This window comes from Pseudomonas sp. QD4 (assembly GCF_049199125.1).
Taxonomy (GTDB): Bacteria; Pseudomonadota; Gammaproteobacteria; order Pseudomonadales; family Pseudomonadaceae; genus Aquipseudomonas.
The window spans coordinates 97,467-120,338 of record NZ_JBLZOM010000003.1; the positions used below are offsets into that span (position 1 = coordinate 97,467).

The 22,872-nt window shown below is 60.8% G+C and carries 24 protein-coding genes; 12 read left to right on the top strand and 12 right to left on the bottom strand.

What is annotated here, in order from left to right:
* The first annotated feature begins 131 nt into the window (after positions 1-131).
* On the top strand, positions 132-2,453 hold the full coding sequence (locus ACOZJV_RS20655) for a hybrid sensor histidine kinase/response regulator (RefSeq protein ID WP_078470654.1): 2,322 nt from the start codon (positions 132-134) through the stop codon (positions 2,451-2,453).
* On the opposite strand, the gene ACOZJV_RS20660 is transcribed toward ACOZJV_RS20655, so the two are convergent.
* The 3 genes from ACOZJV_RS20660 to msrB form a co-directional block, all read right to left on the bottom strand.
* Positions 2,437-2,898 carry a MarR family winged helix-turn-helix transcriptional regulator gene (locus ACOZJV_RS20660; protein ID WP_201131888.1) on the bottom strand — a complete coding sequence of 154 codons (462 nt, stop codon included), beginning with the start codon at positions 2,896-2,898 and terminating at the stop codon, positions 2,437-2,439. The two genes, ACOZJV_RS20655 and ACOZJV_RS20660, sit on opposite strands and share 17 nt — an antisense overlap.
* A complete protein-coding gene (locus tag ACOZJV_RS20665; protein ID WP_421548375.1) occupies positions 2,895-3,380 on the bottom strand; it encodes a glutathione peroxidase in 486 nt (161 codons plus the stop codon). Before ACOZJV_RS20665 ends, ACOZJV_RS20660 begins: the two co-directional genes overlap by 4 nt.
* Before the next feature lie 111 nt (positions 3,381-3,491).
* Positions 3,492-3,884 carry a peptide-methionine (R)-S-oxide reductase MsrB gene (msrB, locus tag ACOZJV_RS20670; protein ID WP_020299704.1) on the bottom strand — a complete coding sequence of 131 codons (393 nt, stop codon included), beginning with the start codon at positions 3,882-3,884 and terminating at the stop codon, positions 3,492-3,494.
* A 224-nt stretch (positions 3,885-4,108) separates the two neighbouring features.
* On the opposite strand from msrB, the gene ACOZJV_RS20675 reads away from it, so the two are divergent.
* Positions 4,109-5,320: a pyridoxal phosphate-dependent aminotransferase gene (locus ACOZJV_RS20675; protein ID WP_020299703.1), complete on the top strand. Its 1,212-nt coding sequence runs from the start codon at positions 4,109-4,111 to the stop codon at positions 5,318-5,320.
* Between the two features lie 303 nt (positions 5,321-5,623).
* On the top strand, positions 5,624-6,511 hold the full coding sequence (gene htpX, locus ACOZJV_RS20680) for a protease HtpX (RefSeq protein ID WP_020299702.1): 888 nt from the start codon (positions 5,624-5,626) through the stop codon (positions 6,509-6,511).
* Positions 6,512-6,580: 69 nt separating this feature from the next.
* Here the strand turns inward: htpX and ACOZJV_RS20685 are convergent, their stop codons facing one another.
* Positions 6,581-7,240 carry a thiopurine S-methyltransferase gene (locus ACOZJV_RS20685; protein ID WP_421548376.1) on the bottom strand — a complete coding sequence of 220 codons (660 nt, stop codon included), beginning with the start codon at positions 7,238-7,240 and terminating at the stop codon, positions 6,581-6,583.
* A 104-nt stretch (positions 7,241-7,344) separates the two neighbouring features.
* Between ACOZJV_RS20685 and ACOZJV_RS20690 the strand changes: the two genes are divergently transcribed.
* Positions 7,345-8,112: a DODA-type extradiol aromatic ring-opening family dioxygenase gene (locus tag ACOZJV_RS20690; protein WP_078470659.1), complete on the top strand. Its 768-nt coding sequence runs from the start codon at positions 7,345-7,347 to the stop codon at positions 8,110-8,112.
* Positions 8,113-8,216: 104 nt separating this feature from the next.
* On the opposite strand, the gene ACOZJV_RS20695 is transcribed toward ACOZJV_RS20690, so the two are convergent.
* Positions 8,217-9,890, bottom strand: coding sequence for a DEAD/DEAH box helicase (locus tag ACOZJV_RS20695; protein ID WP_020299699.1), 1,674 nt, complete (start codon positions 9,888-9,890; stop codon positions 8,217-8,219).
* 418 nt (positions 9,891-10,308) lie between these two features.
* Here ACOZJV_RS20695 and ACOZJV_RS20700 point away from each other — a divergent pair, with 418 nt between their 5' ends.
* On the top strand, positions 10,309-11,100 hold the full coding sequence (locus ACOZJV_RS20700; protein ID WP_421548377.1) for a crotonase/enoyl-CoA hydratase family protein: 792 nt from the start codon (positions 10,309-10,311) through the stop codon (positions 11,098-11,100).
* A 74-nt stretch (positions 11,101-11,174) separates the two neighbouring features.
* Here ACOZJV_RS20700 and ACOZJV_RS20705 read toward each other — a convergent pair whose 3' ends face one another.
* Complete coding sequence (locus ACOZJV_RS20705) at positions 11,175-11,930, bottom strand: spermidine synthase (RefSeq protein ID WP_078470661.1); 756 nt, start codon at positions 11,928-11,930, stop codon at positions 11,175-11,177.
* A 160-nt stretch (positions 11,931-12,090) separates the two neighbouring features.
* Here ACOZJV_RS20705 and ACOZJV_RS20710 point away from each other — a divergent pair, with 160 nt between their 5' ends.
* Positions 12,091-13,437 carry a class II 3-deoxy-7-phosphoheptulonate synthase gene (locus tag ACOZJV_RS20710; protein ID WP_421548378.1) on the top strand — a complete coding sequence of 449 codons (1,347 nt, stop codon included), beginning with the start codon at positions 12,091-12,093 and terminating at the stop codon, positions 13,435-13,437.
* A gap of 52 nt (positions 13,438-13,489) precedes the next feature.
* On the opposite strand, the gene ACOZJV_RS20715 is transcribed toward ACOZJV_RS20710, so the two are convergent.
* Both ACOZJV_RS20715 and ACOZJV_RS20720 read right to left on the bottom strand, forming a co-directional pair.
* Positions 13,490-14,701, bottom strand: a complete 1,212-nt coding sequence (locus tag ACOZJV_RS20715) for a winged helix-turn-helix domain-containing protein (RefSeq protein WP_201131894.1) — start codon at positions 14,699-14,701, stop codon at positions 13,490-13,492.
* Between the two features lie 57 nt (positions 14,702-14,758).
* Positions 14,759-14,980, bottom strand: coding sequence for a DUF1127 domain-containing protein (locus ACOZJV_RS20720; RefSeq protein ID WP_078470935.1), 222 nt, complete (start codon positions 14,978-14,980; stop codon positions 14,759-14,761).
* Positions 14,981-15,077: 97 nt separating this feature from the next.
* On the opposite strand from ACOZJV_RS20720, the gene ACOZJV_RS20725 reads away from it, so the two are divergent.
* A complete protein-coding gene (locus ACOZJV_RS20725; RefSeq protein WP_178102948.1) occupies positions 15,078-15,932 on the top strand; it encodes a LysR substrate-binding domain-containing protein in 855 nt (284 codons plus the stop codon).
* On the opposite strand, the gene ACOZJV_RS20730 is transcribed toward ACOZJV_RS20725, so the two are convergent.
* Positions 15,922-16,671 carry a sulfite exporter TauE/SafE family protein gene (locus ACOZJV_RS20730; protein ID WP_421548379.1) on the bottom strand — a complete coding sequence of 250 codons (750 nt, stop codon included), beginning with the start codon at positions 16,669-16,671 and terminating at the stop codon, positions 15,922-15,924. The two genes, ACOZJV_RS20725 and ACOZJV_RS20730, sit on opposite strands and share 11 nt — an antisense overlap.
* Before the next feature lie 108 nt (positions 16,672-16,779).
* On the opposite strand from ACOZJV_RS20730, the gene ACOZJV_RS20735 reads away from it, so the two are divergent.
* The 3 genes from ACOZJV_RS20735 to ACOZJV_RS20745 all read left to right on the top strand — a co-directional run bounded on the left by ACOZJV_RS20735 (position 16,780) and on the right by ACOZJV_RS20745 (position 18,948).
* Positions 16,780-17,730 (top strand): LysR family transcriptional regulator, encoded by a 951-nt coding sequence (locus ACOZJV_RS20735; RefSeq protein ID WP_421548380.1) that lies wholly within the window; start codon positions 16,780-16,782, stop codon positions 17,728-17,730.
* 89 nt (positions 17,731-17,819) lie between these two features.
* Positions 17,820-18,281 carry a MarR family winged helix-turn-helix transcriptional regulator gene (locus tag ACOZJV_RS20740; RefSeq protein WP_421548381.1) on the top strand — a complete coding sequence of 154 codons (462 nt, stop codon included), beginning with the start codon at positions 17,820-17,822 and terminating at the stop codon, positions 18,279-18,281.
* A 247-nt stretch (positions 18,282-18,528) separates the two neighbouring features.
* Positions 18,529-18,948, top strand: coding sequence for an organic hydroperoxide resistance protein (locus ACOZJV_RS20745; RefSeq protein WP_201131897.1), 420 nt, complete (start codon positions 18,529-18,531; stop codon positions 18,946-18,948).
* 78 nt (positions 18,949-19,026) lie between these two features.
* Here ACOZJV_RS20745 and ACOZJV_RS20750 read toward each other — a convergent pair whose 3' ends face one another.
* Both ACOZJV_RS20750 and earP read right to left on the bottom strand, forming a co-directional pair.
* A complete protein-coding gene (locus ACOZJV_RS20750; protein ID WP_043230442.1) occupies positions 19,027-19,599 on the bottom strand; it encodes an elongation factor P in 573 nt (190 codons plus the stop codon).
* A gap of 48 nt (positions 19,600-19,647) precedes the next feature.
* Positions 19,648-20,781: an elongation factor P maturation arginine rhamnosyltransferase EarP gene (earP, locus tag ACOZJV_RS20755; protein ID WP_421548382.1), complete on the bottom strand. Its 1,134-nt coding sequence runs from the start codon at positions 20,779-20,781 to the stop codon at positions 19,648-19,650.
* 124 nt (positions 20,782-20,905) lie between these two features.
* Between earP and ACOZJV_RS20760 the strand changes: the two genes are divergently transcribed.
* Both ACOZJV_RS20760 and ACOZJV_RS20765 read left to right on the top strand, forming a co-directional pair.
* Positions 20,906-21,301, top strand: a complete 396-nt coding sequence (locus ACOZJV_RS20760; RefSeq protein ID WP_201131899.1) for a hypothetical protein — start codon at positions 20,906-20,908, stop codon at positions 21,299-21,301.
* A 2-nt stretch (positions 21,302-21,303) separates the two neighbouring features.
* Positions 21,304-21,786 (top strand): GreA/GreB family elongation factor, encoded by a 483-nt coding sequence (locus tag ACOZJV_RS20765; RefSeq protein ID WP_078470671.1) that lies wholly within the window; start codon positions 21,304-21,306, stop codon positions 21,784-21,786.
* A 13-nt stretch (positions 21,787-21,799) separates the two neighbouring features.
* Here the strand turns inward: ACOZJV_RS20765 and cysB are convergent, their stop codons facing one another.
* Positions 21,800-22,774 (bottom strand): HTH-type transcriptional regulator CysB, encoded by a 975-nt coding sequence (gene cysB, locus ACOZJV_RS20770; RefSeq protein ID WP_007931387.1) that lies wholly within the window; start codon positions 22,772-22,774, stop codon positions 21,800-21,802.
* Between the last annotated feature and the right edge of the window lie 98 nt (positions 22,775-22,872).

Sequence of the window (22,872 nt, forward strand, 5' to 3'; positions counted from 1 at the left end):
CATCCAGACGAAACAGGAGTGCGATGCCCGTGGTCTACCCAAGCAGGATCAGCGCCAGGCCCCTGCCGGCAATAACTGACGATCAGCTATGCTTGCCCAGCGAAGGGAAACGGAAAGTGGCTCAGCATCCCATGGATATTAAATTCACCCACCGCCTGTCTTACAAACAAGCCAGGCTTACAGTGCTGGTCGGCTTCATCCTCGGGACGGCGCTCAGTCTGCTGCAAATCGGCATCGATTATGCCAGTGAAGACGCCTCCATCAATCAGGAAATACGCTCGCTCCTGGAAATCAGCCATAACCCGGCCTCGCGTATCGCCTACAACATCGACGCCGAACTGGCCCAGGAACTGACCCTGGGTTTGCTACGCTCACCGGCCATCATTGGCGCGCAACTGATCGATAACAACAACACCCTGCTGGCCAATGTCGAGCGTCCACCGCTGAAAAGCCGCTACCGGGCCATCAGCGACTTCCTGTTCGGCGCCAATCGCCAGTTCGAAGACCGGCTCTTTCTCAGCCATCTACCCGAAGAATCCTTGGGCACCTTGCACCTGGAGGTCGATACCTTCGCCTTCGGCAGCCGCTTCCTGCGCCGGGCCGAAGTGACCCTGATCAACGGCTTCGCCCGCAGCCTGATCCTGACCGGGATTCTCCTTGGCCTGTTTTACGTGATGCTGACCAAGCCGCTGGTCAGGGTGATCCGCGAACTCAGTGGCCGCGACCCGCGCAGCGCCGACCAGCCCAAGCTGGATTTCCCGCCGGGCCACGAAAACGATGAAATCGGGGTGCTGGTCAAGGTCGCCAACCAGCAGTTTGAAAACATGTCCACCGAGATCCAGCAACGGCGCAACGCAGAAAACCGCCTGACCGACTATCTTGGCCAACTGGAAAACATCGTCTCCGCACGCACTACTGAGCTCAAGGCGATCAACCAGCGCCTGAGCCAATCCAACGAAGAACTGGAAACCGCCCGCAGCACCGCTCTGGATATGGCTCAGGCGCGGGCCGCCTTCCTGGCCAACATGAGCCACGAAATCCGCACCCCGCTCAATGGCTTGCTGGGCATGATCGCCTTGTCCCTGGACAGCCAGCTGAACGCCGAACAACGCCAGCAACTGTCGATCGCCCACGATTCCGGCAAGGTGCTGGTGGAGTTGCTCAACGATATTCTCGACATGTCAAAGTTCGACGCCGGGCAACTGGAACTGGAACGCATCCCGTTCGACCTCGGCGTGCTGGTCGAAGACACCGCCAATCTGCTGTCGCAGAACACCGCGTCCAGCGTCGAATTGACCTGCCTGATCGAACCCGATTTCCCGGCCCTGGTGCTGGGTGACCCGACTCGGGTGCGGCAGATCGTCAGCAACCTGTTGTCGAACGCGCTGAAATTCACCCGATTCGGCCGGGTGGATGTGCGCCTGTGCACCCACGATGACGGGGTGCGGATCGAAGTCTGCGACACCGGCATCGGCATCGCACCGGAAGCTCAACTGCGGATTTTTCAACCCTATACCCAGGCTGGCGCCGGCATCACGCGCCAGTACGGCGGCACCGGCCTTGGGCTGGCCCTGACCCACAACCTGTGCGAGGCCATGCAGGGACGGCTGAGCATCAGCTCCGAGGTGGGTTTTGGCAGCCAGTTCTGCGCCGACCTGCCGTTACCCTGCCATACCCCGGCCGTGGCTCCGGCGCCGTTGTTTGGCACTATCCTGGCAATTACCGAGCCTGGCAGCGGCCTCGCTGAACTGCTGGGCAAACTCCTGCCGGCCTGGGGCCTGAATTATCGACGCTGCAACCTGAGCGATTCGCTGCTCGGGCTCGAGCCCGACCTGTTGATCACCGACTGCCCGGAATGCCTGTTCGGCCTGCGCCCGACCCTCTCTGCGCCGATCCTGCTGGTCACCGCCTATGGCAGTTTTCTCCCCAGTGAGGAGGCTGCGGCCCTGGCGCCGCTGCAGCAACAGGCCCGGCCATTGGCGCGCAATGCCCTGTACCAGACACTGCGTCGGGCACTGCTGGGGCACACCGTGATCATCGACGACGCTCAGCTGGAGACCTACACGCCTTTACGTCGAGCACGGATCCTGCTGGTGGAGGACAACCCGGTGAACCAACTGGTGGCCAAGGGCATGCTCAGCAAACTCGGCTGCGCCGTGAGCGTCGCGGCCCACGGTGCCGAAGCCCTCAACCTGCTGGAGCACGAGGACTTCGATCTGGTGCTGATGGACTGCAACATGCCGGTCATGGACGGTTACGAGGCGAGCCGGCAGATACGTCGCAGCGGCCGCTGGCCGGACCTGCCGATCATTGCCCTGACCGCCAACGCCATGCCCGAAGAGCGCGAACGTTGCCGCCTGGCAGGCATGAGCGATTACCTGGCCAAGCCGTTCCGACGCGAAGAACTGGCCGCCCTGCTGGACCTCTGGGTGCCGACTACGACAATGCTTTGACCTGGGCCAGCAAACGGTCCAGACCATTGCGCAACTCGTCCAAACCATTGAGGTCGACGCCGCTGTCGCAGAGCAAGGCCGCCTTGAGCGGCGGCACTTGCTCGCGCAGGGCCAGGCCCGCAGGGCTCAGGCTTAGATGCACCTCACGCTCATCCAGGACCGAGCGCTGGCGCTGCACCAGTTGCAACTGTTGCAGTCGCTTGAGCAATGGCGTCAGGGTTCCGGAGTCCAGCGCCAGGCGCTCACCCAGCGCCTTGACGGTGGGTAATTCGGGCGGCGTTGCCTGCCACTCCCACAGCACCAGCATCACCAGGTACTGCGGGTAAGTCAGGCCCAACTGGTCGAGCATCGGCTTGTAGCCACGCACCACAGCCCGCGAGGCGGCGTAGAGTTTGAAACACAGCTGACGGTCGAGGCTCAGCGAATCGGCGGACAGGTCGTTCATTTGAGCAGGGCTTCAATCTCGCTCGTCAGGTCCTGGGGCTTGGTGGTCGGCGCGAAACGCTTGACCACCTGCCCGTCCTTGTCGATCAGGAATTTGGTGAAGTTCCACTTGATGCCCTGGGAGCCCAGCAAGCCCGGCGCACGCTTTTTCAACTGAACGAACAGTGGATGGGCCTGTGCGCCATTGACATCGACCTTCTTGAACAGCGGGAAGCTGACACCGAAGTTCAGTTCGCAAAACTCGGAAATCGCCCCCTCGTTTCCCGGTTCCTGCTTGCCGAACTGATTGCACGGGAACCCCAGCACCACCAGACCTTGATCCTTGTAGGTCTGCCACAGCTCCTCCAGCCCTTTGTACTGGGGCGTAAAACCGCACTTGCTGGCGGTGTTGACCACCAGTACGGCCTTGCCGTGGAAGTCGGCCAGGGTTGTTTGCTCGCCCTTGATGGTGGTGCACGGGATGTTCAACAGGGTATCGCTCATGGTGCAGGCTCCAGGAACAGTAAAGGTCGCTAAAAATAGCGCCCAATTAAATTGTGTACAACCTAATTCAATGGAAAGCGATTTCGAAAAATCGCTTCTTGTCGGCAGGTCTTAGCGCGGCACCAGGTCCAGGCACACCGAATTGATGCAATAACGCAGGCCGGTCGGTGGCGGGCCATCGGGGAATACATGCCCCAGGTGCGCATCACATTTGGCGCACACCACTTCAGTGCGGATCATGCCGTGGCTGACATCGCGAATCTCGACCATGGCGCTTTCACCGATCGGTTCGTAGAAACTCGGCCAGCCGCAGCCGGAATCGAATTTGGCCCGCGAGTCGAACAAGGGCTCGTTGCAGCAGATACAGTGATAGACCCCGTCGGTCTTGGTGCCGTTGTACTTGCCCGAGAACGGTCGTTCGGTGCCTTTGAGCCGGCATACGTTGTATTGCTCGGGATCGAGCATGGCGCGCCATTCTTCAAGGGTTTTTTCCAGCTTTTCCATCATCCCTCCTCTGCAACTGAAAAAGCCCGATCTGTATCTTTTCCACGGATCAGGCGGCACGTATGATTGCGCCTCGTTAGACGCCAGTCTGGCAGCCGCGCCAAGCGCATTCAAACGGATTTTGCCGCTGCAAGCGTAGGCTACAGGCCTGTGTGAAAACGCAGGATTCCCAGTACGGTAGTTCATCCGCCATCTGGATCGTTCATTTTCGGGAACACATCGCCATGCAGGTCAGCAAATCGAACAAGCTCGCCAACGTCTGCTACGACATTCGCGGCCCAGTGCTCAAGCACGCCAAACGTCTGGAAGAGGAAGGCCATCGCATCCTCAAGCTGAACATCGGCAACCCGGCACCCTTTGGTTTCGAAGCGCCGGATGAAATCCTTCAGGACGTGATCCGCAACCTGCCGACCGCACAGGGCTACAGCGACTCCAAAGGCCTGTTCAGTGCGCGCAAGGCGGTCATGCAGTACTACCAGCAGAAGCAGGTGGAAGGCGTCGGCATCGAAGACATCTACCTGGGCAACGGTGTTTCCGAACTGATCGTGATGGCCATGCAGGCCCTGCTCAACAATGGCGACGAAGTGCTGGTCCCGGCCCCGGACTACCCGCTGTGGACCGCTGCGGTCAGCCTGGCAGGCGGCAATCCGGTGCATTACCTGTGTGACGAGCAGGCCAACTGGTGGCCGGACCTGGCCGACATCAAGGCCAAGATCACCCCGAACACCAAAGCCCTGGTGATTATCAACCCCAACAACCCGACGGGCGCCGTATACCCCAAGGAAGTGCTGCTGGGCATGCTCGAACTGGCCCGCCAGCACAACCTGGTGGTGTTCTCCGACGAGATCTACGACAAGATTCTGTACGACGACGCGGTGCATATCTGCACCGCGTCCCTGGCTCCGGACCTGTTGTGCCTGACCTTCAACGGCCTGTCCAAGTCGTATCGGGTCGCGGGCTTCCGCTCCGGCTGGGTGGCCATTTCGGGTCCCAAGCACCATGCCCAGAGCTACATCGAGGGCATCGATATGCTGGCCAACATGCGCCTATGTGCCAACGTGCCGAGCCAGCACGCCATCCAGACTGCACTGGGCGGCTATCAAAGCATCAACGACTTGGTCCTGCCCCAGGGCCGCCTGCTGGAACAACGCAATCGCACCTGGGAACTGCTCAATGACATTCCCGGCGTAAGCTGCGTCAAGCCCATGGGCGCGCTGTACGCCTTCCCGCGGATCGATCCGAAAGTCTGCCCGATTCATAACGATGAGAAGTTCGTCCTCGACCTGCTGCTCTCGGAGAAACTGCTGGTGGTTCAAGGCACGGCCTTCAACTGGCCATGGCCCGACCACTTCCGCGTCGTCACCCTGCCACGGGTAGATGACCTGGAGCAGGCAATTGGCCGGATCGGCAGCTTCCTCAAGTCTTACCGTCAGTAAGTACCCGTTGCAGCGCGATCGGTCCGCCGGTCGCACTGCGATTAATTCAGCAACACATCTTCGCTCCCCTGCCCCGCCTCCCTTCTATAAGCTGACACCCTCCCGACACACCGCTGGTGCAAGGGCTTGTAGCAAAAAACACACTTCGGGATTTATCTGATTCGCCGCAGAAATTTCATGCACGCGTCTAGGATCAGTCTGTAAGACACAGTTTGAAATAGTCACCCGGTTGAATAGCCCGGTGCCGCACCTTATATACCCCGCAGTACGCTACATCTTAAGCATGAGGAGATTTTAACAACCATGATGCGCATTCTGCTGTTTTTGGCCACTAACCTGGCGGTCGTGCTGATTGCCAGCATTACCCTGAGCCTTTTCGGCTTCAACGGGATCATGGCGGCCAACAAGGTTGATCTCGACCTTACTCAGCTGCTGATCTTCTGTGCCGTCTTTGGTTTCGCCGGTTCGCTGTTCTCGCTGTTCATCTCCAAGTGGATGGCGAAGATGAGCACCAGCACCCAAATCATCAGCCAGCCACGCACTCGTCACGAGCAATGGCTGCTGCAGACCGTTGAACAACTGTCCCGTGAAGCCGGGATCAAGATGCCCGAGGTCGGTATTTTTCCGGCTTACGAGGCCAACGCCTTTGCCACCGGCTGGAACAAGAACGACGCGCTGGTCGCGGTCAGCCAGGGCTTGCTGGAACGTTTTTCGCCGGATGAAGTTAAAGCCGTGCTGGCCCATGAAATCGGGCACGTCGCCAACGGTGACATGGTCACCCTGGCGTTGATCCAGGGCGTGGTGAACACCTTCGTGATGTTCTTCGCCCGTATCATCGGCAACTTTGTCGACAAGGTGATTTTCAAGAACGAAGAAGGCCAGGGCATTGCCTATTACATCGCGACCATCTTCGCCGAGCTGGTCCTGGGCATCCTCGCCAGCTCCATCGTCATGTGGTTCTCGCGCAAACGCGAGTTCCGTGCCGACGAAGCCGGCGCCCGCCTGGCCGGTACCAGCGCGATGATTGGCGCCCTGCAGCGCCTGCGCTCGGAACAGGGCTTGCCGGTGCACATGCCCGACACTTTGAACGCCTTCGGCATCAACGGTGGTCTCAAGCAAGGCCTGGCTCGGATGTTCATGAGCCACCCACCGCTGGAAGAGCGTATTGAAGCACTGCGTCGTCGCGGCTGATAGCGACACCAGTAACACCCAAAAGGGCGACGCGAGTCGCCCTTTTGCATGGTCGCGATAAAACCAGGCTCAGGCCTTGTCCAGCAACCGGTAGACCCGTTCGTCCAGGCGCGTGACCCCACCCTTTAGAAACTTCCAGCTCTCGCCCAGAATGTCCCGCTCCACTTCGACCTCAAGCTGCCAACGCGCGCCCAGCAAGTGCCTGACCTCTTCGTCGAGCACGGCAAAGGGCGGTCCTTCGATGAGCGCCTGATCGTAATCCATGGTGATCAGCAAGCCACGCGCGCCCTGGGACAGTACGCGATTCAACAGCGCTGCGTACTGGCCGCGCATCTCTGGCGGCAAGGCGATCAACGCCGCCCGGTCATACAAAGCCGTGCAATCGGCGACGTCCTCGGCGGCCAGGGCGAAGATATCGCCGCACCAGAGCTGGATCGCGCCCTCCTGATAGACCTGGAAACGCCCGTGCCGAGTAACGGTGGGCGTCAGTTGCTGTTCACTGAAGAAGTCCTGGATGGCCTTTTCCGACAACTCGATGCCCAGCACCTCGTGCCCCAGGCCGGCGAGCCACTTGAGGTCCAGGCTTTTGCCACACAACGGCACCAGCACCCGCGCCCCTGGGGTGAGCCCCAAGTGCGGCCAGAACTGCTGGAGATAGGGATTGACCTCTGATAGGTGAAAGCCGATCTGATCGCGCTCCCAGCGTTTTTGCCAAAATTCCGGCTCCATGAATCACCCTGAAAATTCGATCAAAAAGCACTAAAACTTATATTAGATTTAGATTGATGATCTGATTGAAGATGGCCCTATCTTAACCCCCCAGGATCCCCTCCATGCTCCCCAGCCTGTTTATCTCTCATGGTTCACCCATGCTCGCCCTGGAGCCCGGGGCCAGCGGTCCGGCATTGGCGCGACTGGCTGCGCAACTGCCGAAACCCAAGGCAATCGTGATGGTTTCCGCGCACTGGGAAAGCCAAGACCTGCGGGTCAGCGCCAACCCGCATCCGGAGACCTGGCACGACTTCGGTGGCTTCCCCGCCGCCCTGTTCGCCGTGCAGTACCCGGCCCCGGGTGATCCGGCCCTGGCGGCCCAGGTGGTAGAGCTGCTCAAGGCCGATGGCTTGCCCGCACAGCTCGACAGCAAGCGCCCCCTCGACCACGGCGTATGGGTACCGTTGTCGCTGATGTACCCCGCAGCGGACATTCCTGTGGTCCAGGTCTCGCTACCAAGCCGCCTCGGCCCTGATCTGCAGACCCATGTCGGGCATGCATTGGCCAGCCTGCGCGAGCAGGGAGTGTTGCTGATCGGCTCCGGCAGCATCACCCACAACCTGGGCGAGCTCGACTGGCACGCCGGGCCGGAAAGCATCGAGCCCTGGGCCAAGGCCTTTCGTGACTGGATGATCGACAAGCTGGCAGCAAACGATGAGGCGGCCTTGCATGATTACCGGCGCCAGGCGCCAAATGCGGTGCGCAGCCACCCCAGTGATGAACACCTGTTGCCGCTGTATTTCGCCCGTGGTGCCGGCGGCGAATTCAGCATCGTCCACCAAGGCTTCACCCTGGGTGCATTGGGTATGGATATCTATCGCTTTGCCTAGGCGCCTCACTGGCCTGCCTGCCGCCAGGCGATAAACGCCAGGCAAAAAAAATCCCCGAACCAGTCGGGGATTTTTTATGTTCGATCAATCAGCCCAAGAGCGGATCAATCTTCGCGATAGCGACGCAGCTTCAGCTGCTTACCGGCAACGCGAGTGTCCTTCAGCTTGGTCAGCAACTTCTCCAGACCATCTTCCGGCAGCTCCACCAGGGAGAAGCTGTCACGCACCTGGATGCGACCGATCGCTTCACGAGCCAGGCCGCCTTCGTTGAGGATGGCGCCCAGCAGGTTCTTGGCAGCGATACCATCACGCGCGCCCAGCGCGGTACGGCAGCGAGCACGGCCTTCAGCCAGCGGGATCGGAGCACGACGCTCGCGGTCACCACGGTCTGGACGGTCGCCAGTGCGCTCAGGACGATCGCCACGCGGTGCGTTGTTCGGCACCAGTGGACGCTCTTTCTCGATGGCTGCCAGGGTCAGAGCCTGACCGTTGGTAGCTTTGCGCAGCAGAGCAGCAGCCAGGGCACGTGGCGTGCAGCCGATATCAGCGGTCAGGCGATCCAGCAGATCACCGTGGGTCGATTCAGCATCGGCCACCAGCGGCGACAGGCTGTTGGTCAGCTTCTTGATACGCGCGTCGAGCACCGCTTGGGCGTCCGGCAGGCGAACTTCAGCAACCTTCTGACCGGTTACACGCTCGATCACTTGCAGCATGCGGCGCTCACGTGGAGTCACCAGCAGCAGCGCACGACCTTCGCGACCGGCACGGCCGGTACGGCCGATACGGTGCACGTAGGATTCCGGGTCGTACGGCATGTCCACGTTGAATACGTGGGTGATGCGCGGTACGTCCAGGCCGCGAGCAGCAACGTCGGTCGCCACAACGATGTCCAGACGGCCATCCTTGAGGGAGTCGATCACGCGCTCACGCTGGTTCTGGGCAATGTCACCGTTCAGCGCAGCGGCTTTGTAGCCTTTGGCTTCCAGGGCACTGGCCAGATCCAGGGTCGCTTGCTTGGTGCGCACGAACATGATCAGGGCGTCGAAGTCTTCCACTTCCAGCAGGCTCAATACAGCCGAGGTCTTCTGGTCAGCGTGAACCAACAGGTGAGCCTGTTCGATCGCGGTAACGGTCTGAGTCTTGGTCTGGATCTTCACGTGTTGCGGATCGCGCAGGTGGCGTTCGGCAATGGCACGGATTGACTGTGGCAGGGTGGCCGAGAACAGTACGGTCTGACGGGTTGCTGGCAAGGCCTTGAAGATAACTTCCAGGTCGTCCATGAAGCCCAGTTTGAGCATTTCGTCAGCTTCGTCGAGAACCAGGTGGTTCACGGTAGCCAGGACTTTTTCGTCACGACGCAGGTGGTCGCACAGACGGCCCGGAGTGGCGACAACGATCTGTGCGCCATTACGGATTGCTTTCAGTTGTGGGCCCATAGGCGCGCCGCCGTAAACGGCCACAACGGTAACGCCCGGCATTTGCTTGGCGTAGGTTTCGAAAGCGGTTGCAACTTGCAGCGCCAACTCACGGGTTGGAGCCAGGATCAGGGCTTGCGGTTCGCGCTTAGCAGGATCGATGCGGTGCAGGATCGGCAGGGCGAACGCAGCGGTTTTACCCGTACCGGTTTGCGCCTGACCAATCATGTCGTGACCGGCCATGATGATCGGGATCGATTGATGCTGGATAGCCGAAGGCTCCTCGTAGCCAGTCGCGATGACGGCTGCAAGAATATTCGGATTAAGATTAAAAGCGGCGAAGCCGCCGGTTTCCTGGGTCATGGGTCTGCCTCTAAGTGCATCCGCAAAGACCCATGCTCCAAAGCTGCGCATGCCGTGTAAGACTCAAGAGTCGCCCTGGCAGCTTTGTCGGCGGGGATTTGCGAAAACGATTGAATGAAAGAATCGTCAAGGATAGTCCGCGCAGCGGACAAGCAGCCGAAGCTGACTTCGGGGAATTGCAATACCTAAACGTGGCCCGGTTAAAGGCCGGCGCGCACTATACCGGAATTACTCAAAAAAGGGAGATTTTTTTATCGGAAAACCCCGCTGTATGCCTGTGCGCCATGGGCTTTGCGGATCATCCGCCAACGGTCTATTTTGCAAAGGCCCGGCCCCGCTGGCCACGGAGCTTAAACGGTTCATCTTTCAGGCTGGTACCGTCGGTCCGAGACGCCCCTTCCCCCCCTAGGATATGCCCATGAATCAGCCCAGCAGCAGTCGCGTCAGCCGTGAACAGCGTGGTCATCTGTTTCTGATCGGCCTGGACCGAGTCGCCAAGCGCAACGCCTTTGATCTCGAGCTGCTCAACCAGTTGAGCCTGGCTTATGGCGAATTCGAGGCGAGCAGCGAGGCCCGGGTAGCGGTGGTCTTTGCCCATGGCGAGCACTTTACCGCCGGGCTGGACCTGGCCAATGTCGGCGCGGCACTGGCTGAAGGCTGGCAGGCCCCGGCCGGCGGTTGTGATCCCTGGGGTGTGTTTGCCGGCCCCCGGGTCAGCAAACCGGTGATTGTCGCGGCGCAGGGCTACTGCCTGACCATCGGCATCGAATTGATGCTGGCGGCCGATATCAACCTGTGCGCCAGCAATACCCGGTTTGCCCAACTGGAAGTGCAGCGGGGGATTTTTCCTTTTGGCGGCGCCACCCTGCGTCTGCATCAGATCGCCGGCTGGGGCAACGCCATGCGCTGGTTGCTGACCGGCGACGAATTCGATGCCCACGACGCTTTGCGCCTGGGTCTGGTGCAAGAGGTGATGGCCAGTGAGGATTTGCTGCCGCGCGCGATGCTGCTGGCCGAGCGGATTGCCCGGCAGGCGCCGCTGGGGGTCCAGGCCACCTTGATGTCTGCCCGCCAGGCGCGCCTGGAAGGTGAAACCGCAGCAGCCCTGGGTTTGCCGCCGCTGGTGAAGAAACTCCTGAACAGCGAGGACGCCAAGGAGGGCGTGCGGGCAATGATCGAAAAGCGCCCAGGGGTGTTCAAGGGTCTGTAGCCGCTGCCGAGGAACAAGGCTGCGCTGGCCCTAACCCGCCGGCGCACATACCGGCCTACTGCGACGGCGGGCCATCAGGTCGCTGGGCGGATGGCCTTGATCAGCGATTGCAATGAGTAGCCCAGGCGCGGGGCCAGGGCTTCGGCGCGGGCAGACAGGGCGCCACTGTCCAGTTCCTGGTCGAGGTCTGCGGGCACGATCAGAATCACGTTGCCCTCCTTCACCGGCAACTCCCAGTAATGCCGATGATAAAGCCCACGCAACAGCGCCGCGCCCAGGGGCTTGCCATCATCGGTGGCCCACTGGTTGATCACCAGCCAGCCACCCGGGTTGAGGCGCTTCTGGCAGTTTTCCAGGAAACCCCAGGCCAGGTGCCCGACACCCGGACCGACATCGGTATAAAGGTCGACGAAGATCAGATCCGCAGGTTCGGCAGTCTCCAGCAGTTCCAGGGCATCGCCGACGCGAATGTACAGCCGTGGATCATCGTCCAGCCCCAGGTATTCGATGGCCAGGCGTGGCACATCGGGACGCAGTTCGATGGCTTCGACGTCTTCCAGGGGCAGAAACTTCAGGCAGGCCTGAGTCAGGGTCCCGGCGCCGAGGCCGAGAAACAGCGCGCTTTCCGGGTGCTCATGGCACAAGGCACCGATCAACATGGCGCGGGTGTAGTCGTACTCGAGCCAGCTCGGATCGGCAGTGAACACGCAGCTCTGCTCGATGGCATCGCCAAACTCGAGAAAGCGGTAATCGGCCACTTCCAGCACCCGGATCATGCCGAACTCATCGTGCACTTCGGCGAGCAGGTGCTCGACGCGCTCCTCAGTCATCTCATCTCCTAGGCGCAATGGGGCTCAAGCTCGCCATTGCAATCAACCAACCACTCGGCGCCGAGCGGGAAAGGCGCGATTGTCGACCAAGCGACGGGAACAGGTCACGCACTAATTGCTGATAACATGCGCCTCCCACCGAAGAACACTTGAGTGCGTGATGAGCCAACCCTGGAGTCCCGACAGCTGGCGTGCCTTGCCGATCCAGCAACAACCCCACTACCCCGATGCAGCCCATTTGCTGCAGGTCGAGCAATCCCTGGCCAGCTATCCGCCGCTGGTGTTTGCCGGTGAAGCCCGGGAGTTGCGACGCCGGTTTGCCGAGGTGACCCAGGGTCGCGCATTCCTCCTGCAAGGCGGCGATTGCGCCGAGAGCTTCGCCGAGTTCTCTGCCGCGAAGATCCGCGACACCTTCAAGGTGCTGCTGCAGATGGCGATCGTCATGACCTTCGCCGCCGGCTGCCCGGTGGTCAAAGTCGGGCGCATGGCCGGTCAGTTCGCCAAGCCGCGCTCGGCCAACGACGAAACCATCAACGGCGTGACCCTGCCGGCCTACCGGGGCGATATCGTCAACGGCATCGGTTTCGACATGAAAAGCCGAGTCCCGGACCCGGACCGCCTGCTGCAGTCCTACCACCAGTCCACCGCGACCCTGAACCTGCTGCGCGCGTTCGCCCAAGGCGGCTTTGCCGACTTGCACCAGGTGCACAAGTGGAACCTGGACTTCATCGCCAACTCGGCCCTGGCCGAGAAGTACAGCCACCTGGCCGACCGGATCGATGAAACCCTGGCCTTTATGCGCGCCTGCGGTATGGACAGCTCGCCACAAATGCGCGAGACCAGCTTCTTCACCGCCCATGAGGCCCTGCTGCTGAACTACGAAGAAGCCTTTGTGCGGCGCGACAGCCTGACCAACGACTATTACGACTGCTCGGCGCACATGCTGTGGATCGGCGACCGCACCCGCCAGCTGGACGGCGCCCACGTCGAATTCCTGCGCGGGGTGAACAACCCGATCGGGGTCAAGGTCGGCCCGAGCATGAACACCGACGAGTTGATTCGCCTGATCGATATCCTCAACCCGGATAACGATCCCGGACGCCTCAACCTGATCGTGCGCATGGGCGCGAACAAGGTCGGCGATCACCTGCCCCAACTGATCCGCGCGGTGGAAGGCGAAGGCAAGCAGGTGCTGTGGAGCTCCGACCCGATGCACGGCAATACCATCAAAGCCAGCAGCGGTTACAAGACCCGCGACTTCGCGCAGATCCTCAACGAGGTGAAGCAGTTCTTCCAGGTACACGAAGCCGAAGGCAGCTACGCCGGCGGCATCCACATCGAGATGACCGGACAAAACGTCACTGAATGCATCGGTGGCGCGCGCCCTATCACCGAGGATGGCCTGTCGGACCGCTATCACACCCACTGCGACCCGCGGATGAACGCCGATCAATCCCTGGAGCTGGCGTTCCTGATTGCCGAGACCTTGAAACAGGTCAAGCGCTGAGCAAGCCGGGCGCGCTCGTGGCGGGATAAGCCCGCGAGCGTGCCCCGCAGCCCTAGAGAAAACCCCGCAATCGCTGGGCACTGGCCCTTGGGCAATTGAGCTGGACCTGCTCCAGCCCCAGCCACTGCGCCATTTGGCGTAAATTGGCTGCCAGCGCCATCATCCCCTGTTCATCCAGCCCCTGCGGTTCTTCATGCACGGCATGCACTGCCAGGCGCCCCAATGCCCGCTCAGCCCGCAGGTCGACCCGCGCGGCGATCCGCTCGTCATGCAGGAACGGCAGCACGTAGTAGCCATAAATCCGTTTGTGTTGCGGGGTATAGATCTCCAGCCGGTAGCGAAAATCAAACAGGCGCTCGGTCCGGCTGCGCTCCCAGACCAGTGAATCAAAGGGCGAGAGCAAGGCGCTGGCCTCGACCTTGCGCGGCACTTTAGGCGCTGGCAGGCAATAGGCCGCTTGCCGCCAGCCCTCGACCTCGCAGCGTTGCACCTCACCGGCCTCAAGCAACTGGGCCAGGCGCGCCGGACCGTCCGCGGGGCTCAGCCGGAAGTAATCACGCAGGTCTTTTTCCGTGGCGACTCCGAGTGCACCAATCGCATGCAACAGCAAGCCGCGCTGGGCCTCTGCCTCGTCGAGCAAGGGCTGCTGCAGGATGGCGGCGGGCAGCACCCGCTCCGGCAGGTCGTACAGCCGCTCGAAACCACGACGTCCGGCCACCGTCACTTCGCCGGCAGCGAACAGCCACTCCAGCGCGTGCTTCTCGGCACTCCAGTCCCACCAGGGGCCGGCGCGCTCCTGCCGGGTCGACAGGCTGCCCGCCCCCAGCGCGCCCTGTTCCTCGACACAGGCCAGCACCCGGCGAATGGTCGCCTGTTGCTCCTGGCCAAAACGCGCCAATTGCCCATAGATACCTTGCCCCTGGCTGGCGCGCTGCATCCGCCAGCGCAACAAGGGGTACATGGCCAACGGCAGCAGCGAGGCCTCATGCCCCCAGTATTCGAACAACCGACGTTGGCGGCCCTGGCTCCAGGCCGCTTGATCGAGCAGTTGCGGGGAGTAATTGCCGAGGCGCGAAAACAACGGCAGGTAGTGCGAGCGCACCAGGGCGTTGACCGAATCAATCTGCAGCAGGCCCAGGCGCCCGATCATACGATTGACCTGGGCCGAACTTATCGCAGCGGTCGAGGGCCGTACGCCAAAGCCTTGAGCAGCCAAGGCCAGGCGTCGGGCCTGCTTGATGGAAAACGACAGTTGGGCGGGCATGGGCATCTCCTTGTCTGCCCGCAAACTACCTCAGCCGCCAGCCGCTTGTGTAGCCGTTTATTTGGACATCGGGTCATCCCAGAAGGGCCTGCTGATTTCACGCTCGACGTCTGCGCGGCTCAAGCCAATGTCCTTGAGCGCTTCGTCGCTCATGCTCGCCAACTCGACCCGCTCACGGTTGCGCTGATGCCAGCGGGCGACTGTTTGCAGCACCGTCCGCCAGGAAAGACCGTGAAACGAAAACTTCTGCGCCAGCACATAACCTTTTTGACCTTTCATCATCTTGCCCTCCAGTGGGGATGACTAAAGTCTCGCCGCGCAGCTAAGATCAATCCAACGAATGTTTCTTATGCAATACATCTCGGAGATTGATGAATTGTCCAGCTACCCCAGCATCGACACCGAAGTCCTGCGGACCTTCGTCGCCATTGCCGATCAGGGCGGCTTTACCCGGGCCGGTGAGCTGGTCAATCGCACCCAATCTGCCGTCAGCATGCAAATGAAGCGCCTGGAGGAAGACGTGCTGCAGCGCCAGCTATTCCAGCGCGACGGGCGCCAGGTCAAGCTCACCGCCGAAGGGCAGGTGCTGCTGGGCTACGCGCGACGGATCCTGAAACTGCACAGCGAAGTGTTCAATACCCTGCGCGAACCCCACATGGTCGGCACGGTGCGCATCGGCACGCCGGATGACTATGTCATGCGGTTTCTGCCGGGAATACTGTCGCGCTTCGCCCAGGCTTACCCGCTGATCCAGATCGAAGTCCACTGCGAATCGTCCAAGCAACTGTTGCAGCGCCAGGACCTGGACCTGTCCATCGTCACCCGCGAGCCGGGCAGCGAGATCGGTCAGCTGTTGCGTAAGGAGCGCTTCGTCTGGGCCGAGGCGCAGTGCTTCAACCCTCATGAACAAACGCCCATGCCCCTGGCCATGTTCAACAGTGACTGTTTCTGCCGGCTGTGGGCCTGCAATGCGCTGGACGCCGCAGGGCGTGATTATCGGATTGCCTACAACAGCTCCAGCCTGTCGGCAATCATGGCGGTGGTCAGCGCCGGCCTGGCGGTCACCGCTCAGCTCGAAAGCCTGATCACCTCGGACATGCGCATTCTCGGCGCCGCGCAAAACCTGCCGCAGTTGCCCGAGGCCAGCATCATGCTGCTGCGCAACCTGAACACGCCCTCACCCATCACCGAGTGCCTGGCCGAGCATATCGTCGACGGTTTTAAACTTTGAAGCCGAGCATCACCGCACACAGCACCAGAAACCCGCAGAACAATCCGCGCAACAGGCGCTCCGGCATCGAGTGCGCAATCTTCACGCCCCAACTGATGCTCATCAAGCCACCCAGGGCCAGGGGCAGGCCGATCATCCAATCCACTTCATGGTGCACGCCATAGGTCACCAGGGTGACTCCGGTACTGGGCAGCGCCAGCGCCAGCGACAAACCCTGGGCAACCACCTGGCTGGTGCCGAACACGCTGGTCAGTATCGGCGTGGCAACCACCGCGCCGCCGACCCCGAACAGCCCACCCATGGTGCCCGAGGCCGCGCCCAGCACGCCCAGCCAGGGCCAGGAATAACGCATCTGCGCCGATGCCGGGGTATTGCCGACAAAAATCCGCAGCAGGTTGTAGCAAGAGAGCGCCACCAGGAAGGCGACAAACCCGATGCGCATGATCTGCGCATCAATGCCGACCGCCCAGATCGAGCCGATCCAGGCAAAACAGAAGCCCATGCTCGCCAGTGGCAAGGCGTGCCGCAGCTCAATGCGATTGCGCTGGTGATAACGCCACACAGCCAGCATCACATTGGGCACCACCATCACCAGGGCAGTGCCCTGGGCGATTTGCTGATCCAGGCCGAACCACACGCCCAACACCGGAATCGCGATCAAGCCACCACCGATGCCAAACAGCCCACCCATGGTGCCCAGGGCCACACCCAGCAGCAGATACATCACTAGATCAATCACGGTGCATTTCCCCTCACGTCAGAGGCTGCATGCTACGCAGTCGACGCTGGTACGGAAACGCATAGCAACGCACAATGGCTGTGCCAACTCCGCACAAGCACATCGAAAATGAACCCCAAAGCCCTGACCGAGCAGCTCGGACTGTTCATTGACGTCCTGGAAACCGGCAGTTTTTCCGCCGCGGCCCGGCGCCATCCCCTGACGCCCTCGGCGGTGGCCCGGCGCATCGACAGCCTGGAAAGTGCCATCGGCAGCAAGCTGTTCATGCGCACCACCCACGCCGTGGTCGCGACTGCGGCGGGCCTGGCCTTTGCTGAACGCGCACGACGGATAGTCGCCGAACTGCAATTGGCCCGAGCCGAAGCGGTGTCCCTGAGCCACGCCCCCGAAGGACTGATCCGGGTCGACGCTCCGGCCGCCTTCGGCCGACGCCACCTGGCGCCGGCAATCGCCGACTTCCTCGGCGTCTACCCAGGGCTGGATGTGCAGTTGCACCTGATCGACAGCTTCGTCGATATGCAGGGCTCGAACCTGGGTAAGGTCGACCTCGTGCTGCGCGCCGGGCATATGGTCCATACCCGGCTGGTGGCCACGCCGCTGGCCAGCATTGTGCGCATTGCCTGCGCCAGTCCGGCCTACCTGAAAAACCGCGGGACGCCGGCCCACCCCAACGAACTCGGTGAACACGACGGGCTCGACTGGGAGGGACTGGCTCCACTCTTCGCCTGGCGTTTCGAGCAGGATGGGCAGATGCACAGTCATCGCCCGCAGCGCATCCGCATGAGCGCCAACAACGCCGAAGCATTGCTCTCGGGGGCGCTGGCCGGCCTGGGCATCGCCCACCTGCCCACCTGGCTGGCCAGTGAATACCTGCTGCGCGGCGAGCTGCTACCGCTGTTTTGCCAGCATGGCCTGCCCCCGGCGGAAACCTCCGGCATCTATGCCCTGCGCCTGGAGCAGCACAGCAACGCCCGTAGCCGCCTGCTGCTGGAATACTTGAAGGCGCGCTTCAGCCCGGTTCCACCCTGGGACCTGGCCCTGCAAAGCAAGATGGGCTGAAGCCTTGGACTCAGCGCCCTCGCACAATTATCTGGCGCATTAAAGATTCGCCCGCTAGATTCAAAACCTGTACTGATCAAGGCCCCACCATGACCACCAAAGGCTCCCTCCCCGACTCTTGCGACGAACTGCGACTGGATAATCAGCTGTGCTTCGCCTTGCACTCCACCTCGCTGCTGATGACCAAGGTCTACAAGCCCCTGCTGCAAGCACTGGGGCTGACCTACCCCCAATACCTGGCGATGATGGTGCTGTGGGAGCGTGACGGCCTGACCGTTGGCGAGATCAGCACTCACTTGCTGACCGACCCGGGCTCCCTGACCCCGCTGCTCAAGCGCCTCGAAGCCGAAGGCCTGCTCAGCCGTACCCGCAGCCGAGAGGATGAACGGGTGGTGATCGTTGAACTGACCGCGCAAGGCCGCGCCCTGCGCGACAAGGCTCGCGAAATACCGCACTGCATCCTGGCGGCCAGCGGCCAGACGGTGGAGCAACTGCAAAAATTGCAGGCCGACCTGCTGGCGTTGCGCGGCCATCTGCAACACAGCCTCTAGCCCTTCCTGCCTGCACGCCGCCCCGACATAGCCGCCCCCACATGACCTGCTGGCGGGCGGAAAGTCTCGCCAACCACCTCCGAATATTAAAATTCTCTAAAATCAACTAGATAAGACATCTCGCGGGGACAGCGCGACATTTTCTCAAAAATATATATTGCGAACTAAATATTTGCGCGATAGATTTATTTGGCATTTATTTAGCGCGCCAATATTTAGCGAAAACCAAACCTCGGAGACCTACCCCATGCAAACGCTCTATACCGCAGTCGCAACCGCTACCGGTGGCCGTGATGGCCGCGCTGTCTCCAGCGACAACATCCTCGACGTCAAGCTTGCCACCCCTAAAGAGCTGGGCGGTGCCGGTGGCCAGGCGACAAACCCGGAACAGCTGTTCGCCGCCGGCTACTCTGCGTGTTTTATTGGCGCCCTGAAATTCGTCGCCAGCCAGAGCAAACGCCAAATCCCGGATGCAGCCTCGATCACCGCCCACGTCGGCATCGGCCAGATCCCCGGTGGTTTTGGCCTGGATATCGACCTGCATGTGAGCCTGCCCGGCCTCGAGCAAGCCGAGGCCCAGAGCCTGGTGGACGCAGCGCATCAGGTCTGCCCGTACTCCAACGCAACTCGCGGCAACGTCGATGTGCGCTTGCACGTCAGCGTCTGAGTCCTGGCAGAAGATCCCAGGCACAAAAAAGCCCGACTCAATGGTCGGGCTTTTTCGTACGCGAGGTTTAAGCCAGGCTTAGACCTTGGCGCGGCCCTTGTAGGAGCCACCGTCGCGGGTATCGATCTCGATCCAGTCGCCGATTTCAACGAAATCTGCAACGCTCAGCTCGGTACCGTTTTTCAGTTTGGCAGGCTTCATCACCTTGCCCGAAGTGTCGCCGCGAGCGGAACCTTCGGTGTAGTCAACCTGACGCACGATAGTGGTCGGCAGTTCTACGGAAACCAGACGCTCTTCGAAGAAGATCGCTTCGCAAACATCAGTCATGCCTTCTTCAACGAAAGGCAGAACAGCTTCGATGTCTTCAGCGTTCAGTTCGTACATGGTGTAGTCGGTGGTGTCCATGAACGTGTAGGAGTCGCCGCTGATGAAGGACAGGGTCGCTTCTTTGCGGTCGAGGATCACGTCGTCCAGTTTGTCGTCAGCGCTGTAAACGATCTCGGTCTTGTAACCGGTCAGCAGGTTTTTCAGCTTGGTCTTCATGATCGCGCTGTTACGACCGGATTTGGTGAATTCAGCTTTCTGAACCAGCCAAGGATCGTTTTCGAGACGGATCACCATCCCAGGTTTCAGTTCTTTACCAGTTTTCATTACGAATATCCGAATTTGGATGGGATTTACAAAAATCTAGGCCGCGTATCATATCCAATTTAGGTAAAACTGCACCAGCGCTGCGGCAAGATCGGCTTGCAAGGCCTGTTCCAGACACCATTGCTCAGCATGCAAAGACACCTCCGGCCACACATCGAGCAGGGTTTTCCAGCTTTGGCCCATGTCGCCACCGGCATTCCACGCCTGCCACAAGCCATTGATTGCGTCACGAGCCTGCGGCGACAGGCCTTGGGTATACAGGTCGAGGAAGGCCTCGAGCTTGTCCAGGTGGATATCTTCGTCCTGACGATAGATGTGCCAGAGCATCGGACGCCCGGCCCATTGCGCCCGTACAAACGAGTCTTCGCCACGCACGGCATTGAAATCGCAGCACCACAACAACTGATCGTATTGTTCCTGCCGGACGAACGGCAGGACCTGCACCGTCACTGCACCACGCACCTGTTGCGTGCCGACATGCAGCTCGTCGCAGGCCAGCCAGCGCTTCACATCGCCGAGAATTCGACCTTCGGGCACCAGCAGATGAGTCAGCCGGGTATCGGCCGCCAACGCGTCGAGCCAGTTGCCCAAGCCGGCATTTTCGTAGGCAAACAACGAGATAAGCCGTGCATCGCTCGCGGCAGATACGCCAAGCCCTTGCAGGAAATTACGCTGCGCGAGGGTGTCTTGTTGAAACGCCCTACGCCTTTCCAATAGCCCTGCCTCACGCAACAGGCCACCTGTGCCCGGGCGAAACCCGGGAAAGAAAAAGTACTTCTGCACACCCTTGAACTTCACCGACGGCAAGCCGTGGCACCCGACCACCCAATCCTCGGCGCTCAGGTAGTCGAGATTCAACCAGAGCGGCGGGCGCTCGCGCTCGGCCATGGCTTCCATGTAAGCCGCAGGCAGTTGGCAGGCGAAGGCGGCAATCACCACATCGGCAGCCGGCTGCGCAGCCCATTCCGTCGGCCAGTGCCGGACCTCGACGCCTGCCTGCCATTGGCGGACGGCGCTGATATCGACTTCCGGGCAAAGGCGCTCAAAGGCACGCAGATCGTCGACCCACAGCCGCACCTCGCATTGATGCTCGGCCACCAACTGCCGAGCGAGGCGCCAGGTGACCCCGATATCGCCGAAGTTGTCCACGACACTGCAGAAAATATCCCAGGAGGCTTTCATTCCGGGCTCCGATTGGCAAAGGCGCCGATTGTCCGCATAAATCGTCCCGCGCAGAAGAGCCGACGCCGATTAATCTTCGTGCGACAATCGGCCCCCGCACTCGTCCGCCCGCCAGGAGGCCGCCATGTCCTACCGCCCCACCGCCCGCAAACCGCTACGCATCAGCTTCAATGGCCTGAAACTCAGCGTCAGCATTGCATTGGGTCTGTGGCTGGGTTTTGTGGCCATTGCTCTGACCTGCTGGCTGGCCTCGCGTTTTGTGTTCAGCCAACAACTGGCGCCGGTGGCCCAAGCCGTTCAGCAATTGGCCAAACCGCCGGTGGTCGAACCGGCACCCGCCAACCCGATGTTCGAGCAATATCAGGAAAACCTGCGCAAGAACGAACAACAGCAAAGCCTGGAGAATGCTCGCAACAACCTGCGCAATCAGTCCAATCCCAAATGCCAGTTCTGGCTGCAACAGGACCAGACGGCGCCGACCGACAAGAGCCGGGCCAACGTCCTGCAGTTCTGCGATTGATCATGAACAAACACGCCATCCATCAACTGATCCTGCAAAAACTCCGGGACGACCTCGACGTGGCACAGCGCGCGGCGCAAACGGCCTACGAGACGGCGACCCACGAAGAGAACATCGCCGAAAACAAATACGACACCCTGGGCCTTGAGGCTTCGTACCTGGCTGCAGGCCAGGCCAAACGCGTCGAGGAGATCAGGCAAGCCCTGGCGTTGTGCCAGAACCTGACACTGCGCGCCTATGACGAACAGACAGGGATTCAGGTGGGGGCCTTACTGGGGCTTGAAGATGAAAACGGCCACGAGCAATGGCTGTTTCTGGGGCCGGATGGTGCTGGGCTGAAGGTGTACGTGGTAGGCCAGTTGATTACCGTCATCACCCCTCGCTCACCGCTGGGCCAGAGCCTGATGGGTAAATTCGAGGGAGATGAGGTGCAGATCGTTGTCGCGGGCACTCGGCAACAGTTCACTGTTACCGAGGTCAAGTGAGCACGCCGCAGCCTTAGTGCACTGGCAGCTCAACGCCGTCGAACAGCTCTTCCAGTTCCTGTTTGTTGTGGCACTGGATGGCCTTGGCCATGACTTCACGCGTCAGGTGCGGGGCGAACTTCTCGATGAAGTCGCACATGAAACCGCGCAGGAAGGTGCCACGGCGGAAGCCAATCTTGGTGATGCTCGACTCGAACAATTCGCTGGCATCCAGTACCACCAGGTCACTGTCGAGCTTGGTATCGACCGCCATCTTGGCCACGATGCCAACACCCAGGCCCAGGCGCACGTAGGTCTTGATCACATCGGCGTCGGCGGCGGTGAACACCACCTTGGGGGTCAGGCCACGGTGGCTGAAGGCTTCGTCGAGCTTGGAACGACCGGTGAACCCGAATACGTAGGTGACGATCGGGTATTCCGCGAGGGTTTCCAGGGTCAGCTTCGGCAACTTGGTCAGCGGGTGGCCCTGGGGCACGACCACGCAACGGTTCCAGCGATAGCACGGCATCATTACCAGGTCACCGAACAGCTCCAGGGCTTCGGTGGCGATGGCGAAGTCGACAGTGCCGTCGGCCGCCATTTCGGCGATCTGCATGGGCGAGCCCTGATGCATATGCAGGGCAACGTCAGGGTATTGCTTGATAAAGCTGCTGATCACCGGCGGCAACGCATAACGCGCCTGGGTGTGAGTAGTGGCGATCGATAGGGTGCCCTTTTTCTCGTTGGAGAACTCCTGGGCAATCTGCTTGATGCTTTCGACCTTGCGCAGAATCTCGCCGGCGGTGGTGATGATGCGCTCACCGGCCGGAGTAACACGAGTCAAATGCTTGCCGCTACGGGCAAAGACTTCGACCCCCAGCTCATCTTCGAGCAGGCGGATCTGCTTGCTGATACCCGGTTGCGAGGTGTAAAGGCTTTGGGCTGTAGCGGAAACGTTGAGGTCGTGGTGCGCCACTTCCCAGATGTAGCGCAATTGTTGGAGCTTCATATCAATCCCTCAAAGCAGTTGGACGCCACGGGTATCAGCGACGGTATATAACTATATTAATGGTTTGAAGAATAAATCTAGAACTTTTTATTAGAAAC

What these genes read in the sequence shown, in the direction of transcription:
- ACOZJV_RS20700 (WP_421548377.1), top strand. Translation starts at nt 10,309, where the DNA reads ATGAATCAGCCCAGCAGCAGTCGCGTCAGCCGTGAACAGCGTGGTCAT.
- ACOZJV_RS20715 (WP_201131894.1), bottom strand. Translation starts at nt 14,701, where the DNA reads ATGCCCGCCCAACTGTCGTTTTCCATCAAGCAGGCCCGACGCCTGGCC.
- ACOZJV_RS20675 (WP_020299703.1), top strand. Translation starts at nt 4,109, where the DNA reads ATGCAGGTCAGCAAATCGAACAAGCTCGCCAACGTCTGCTACGACATT.
- ACOZJV_RS20685 (WP_421548376.1), bottom strand. Translation starts at nt 7,240, where the DNA reads ATGGAGCCGGAATTTTGGCAAAAACGCTGGGAGCGCGATCAGATCGGC.
- ACOZJV_RS20705 (WP_078470661.1), bottom strand. Translation starts at nt 11,930, where the DNA reads ATGACTGAGGAGCGCGTCGAGCACCTGCTCGCCGAAGTGCACGATGAG.
- earP (WP_421548382.1), bottom strand. Translation starts at nt 20,781, where the DNA reads ATGAAAGCCTCCTGGGATATTTTCTGCAGTGTCGTGGACAACTTCGGC.
- msrB (WP_020299704.1), bottom strand. Translation starts at nt 3,884, where the DNA reads ATGGAAAAGCTGGAAAAAACCCTTGAAGAATGGCGCGCCATGCTCGAT.
- ACOZJV_RS20665 (WP_421548375.1), bottom strand. Translation starts at nt 3,380, where the DNA reads ATGAGCGATACCCTGTTGAACATCCCGTGCACCACCATCAAGGGCGAG.
- htpX (WP_020299702.1), top strand. Translation starts at nt 5,624, where the DNA reads ATGATGCGCATTCTGCTGTTTTTGGCCACTAACCTGGCGGTCGTGCTG.
- ACOZJV_RS20660 (WP_201131888.1), bottom strand. Translation starts at nt 2,898, where the DNA reads ATGAACGACCTGTCCGCCGATTCGCTGAGCCTCGACCGTCAGCTGTGT.
- ACOZJV_RS20740 (WP_421548381.1), top strand. Translation starts at nt 17,820, where the DNA reads ATGACCACCAAAGGCTCCCTCCCCGACTCTTGCGACGAACTGCGACTG.
- ACOZJV_RS20745 (WP_201131897.1), top strand. Translation starts at nt 18,529, where the DNA reads ATGCAAACGCTCTATACCGCAGTCGCAACCGCTACCGGTGGCCGTGAT.
- ACOZJV_RS20695 (WP_020299699.1), bottom strand. Translation starts at nt 9,890, where the DNA reads ATGACCCAGGAAACCGGCGGCTTCGCCGCTTTTAATCTTAATCCGAAT.
- ACOZJV_RS20720 (WP_078470935.1), bottom strand. Translation starts at nt 14,980, where the DNA reads ATGAAAGGTCAAAAAGGTTATGTGCTGGCGCAGAAGTTTTCGTTTCAC.
- cysB (WP_007931387.1), bottom strand. Translation starts at nt 22,774, where the DNA reads ATGAAGCTCCAACAATTGCGCTACATCTGGGAAGTGGCGCACCACGAC.
- ACOZJV_RS20690 (WP_078470659.1), top strand. Translation starts at nt 7,345, where the DNA reads ATGCTCCCCAGCCTGTTTATCTCTCATGGTTCACCCATGCTCGCCCTG.
- ACOZJV_RS20710 (WP_421548378.1), top strand. Translation starts at nt 12,091, where the DNA reads ATGAGCCAACCCTGGAGTCCCGACAGCTGGCGTGCCTTGCCGATCCAG.
- ACOZJV_RS20760 (WP_201131899.1), top strand. Translation starts at nt 20,906, where the DNA reads ATGTCCTACCGCCCCACCGCCCGCAAACCGCTACGCATCAGCTTCAAT.
- ACOZJV_RS20735 (WP_421548380.1), top strand. Translation starts at nt 16,780, where the DNA reads ATGAACCCCAAAGCCCTGACCGAGCAGCTCGGACTGTTCATTGACGTC.
- ACOZJV_RS20655 (WP_078470654.1), top strand. Translation starts at nt 132, where the DNA reads ATGGATATTAAATTCACCCACCGCCTGTCTTACAAACAAGCCAGGCTT.
- ACOZJV_RS20750 (WP_043230442.1), bottom strand. Translation starts at nt 19,599, where the DNA reads ATGAAAACTGGTAAAGAACTGAAACCTGGGATGGTGATCCGTCTCGAA.
- ACOZJV_RS20765 (WP_078470671.1), top strand. Translation starts at nt 21,304, where the DNA reads ATGAACAAACACGCCATCCATCAACTGATCCTGCAAAAACTCCGGGAC.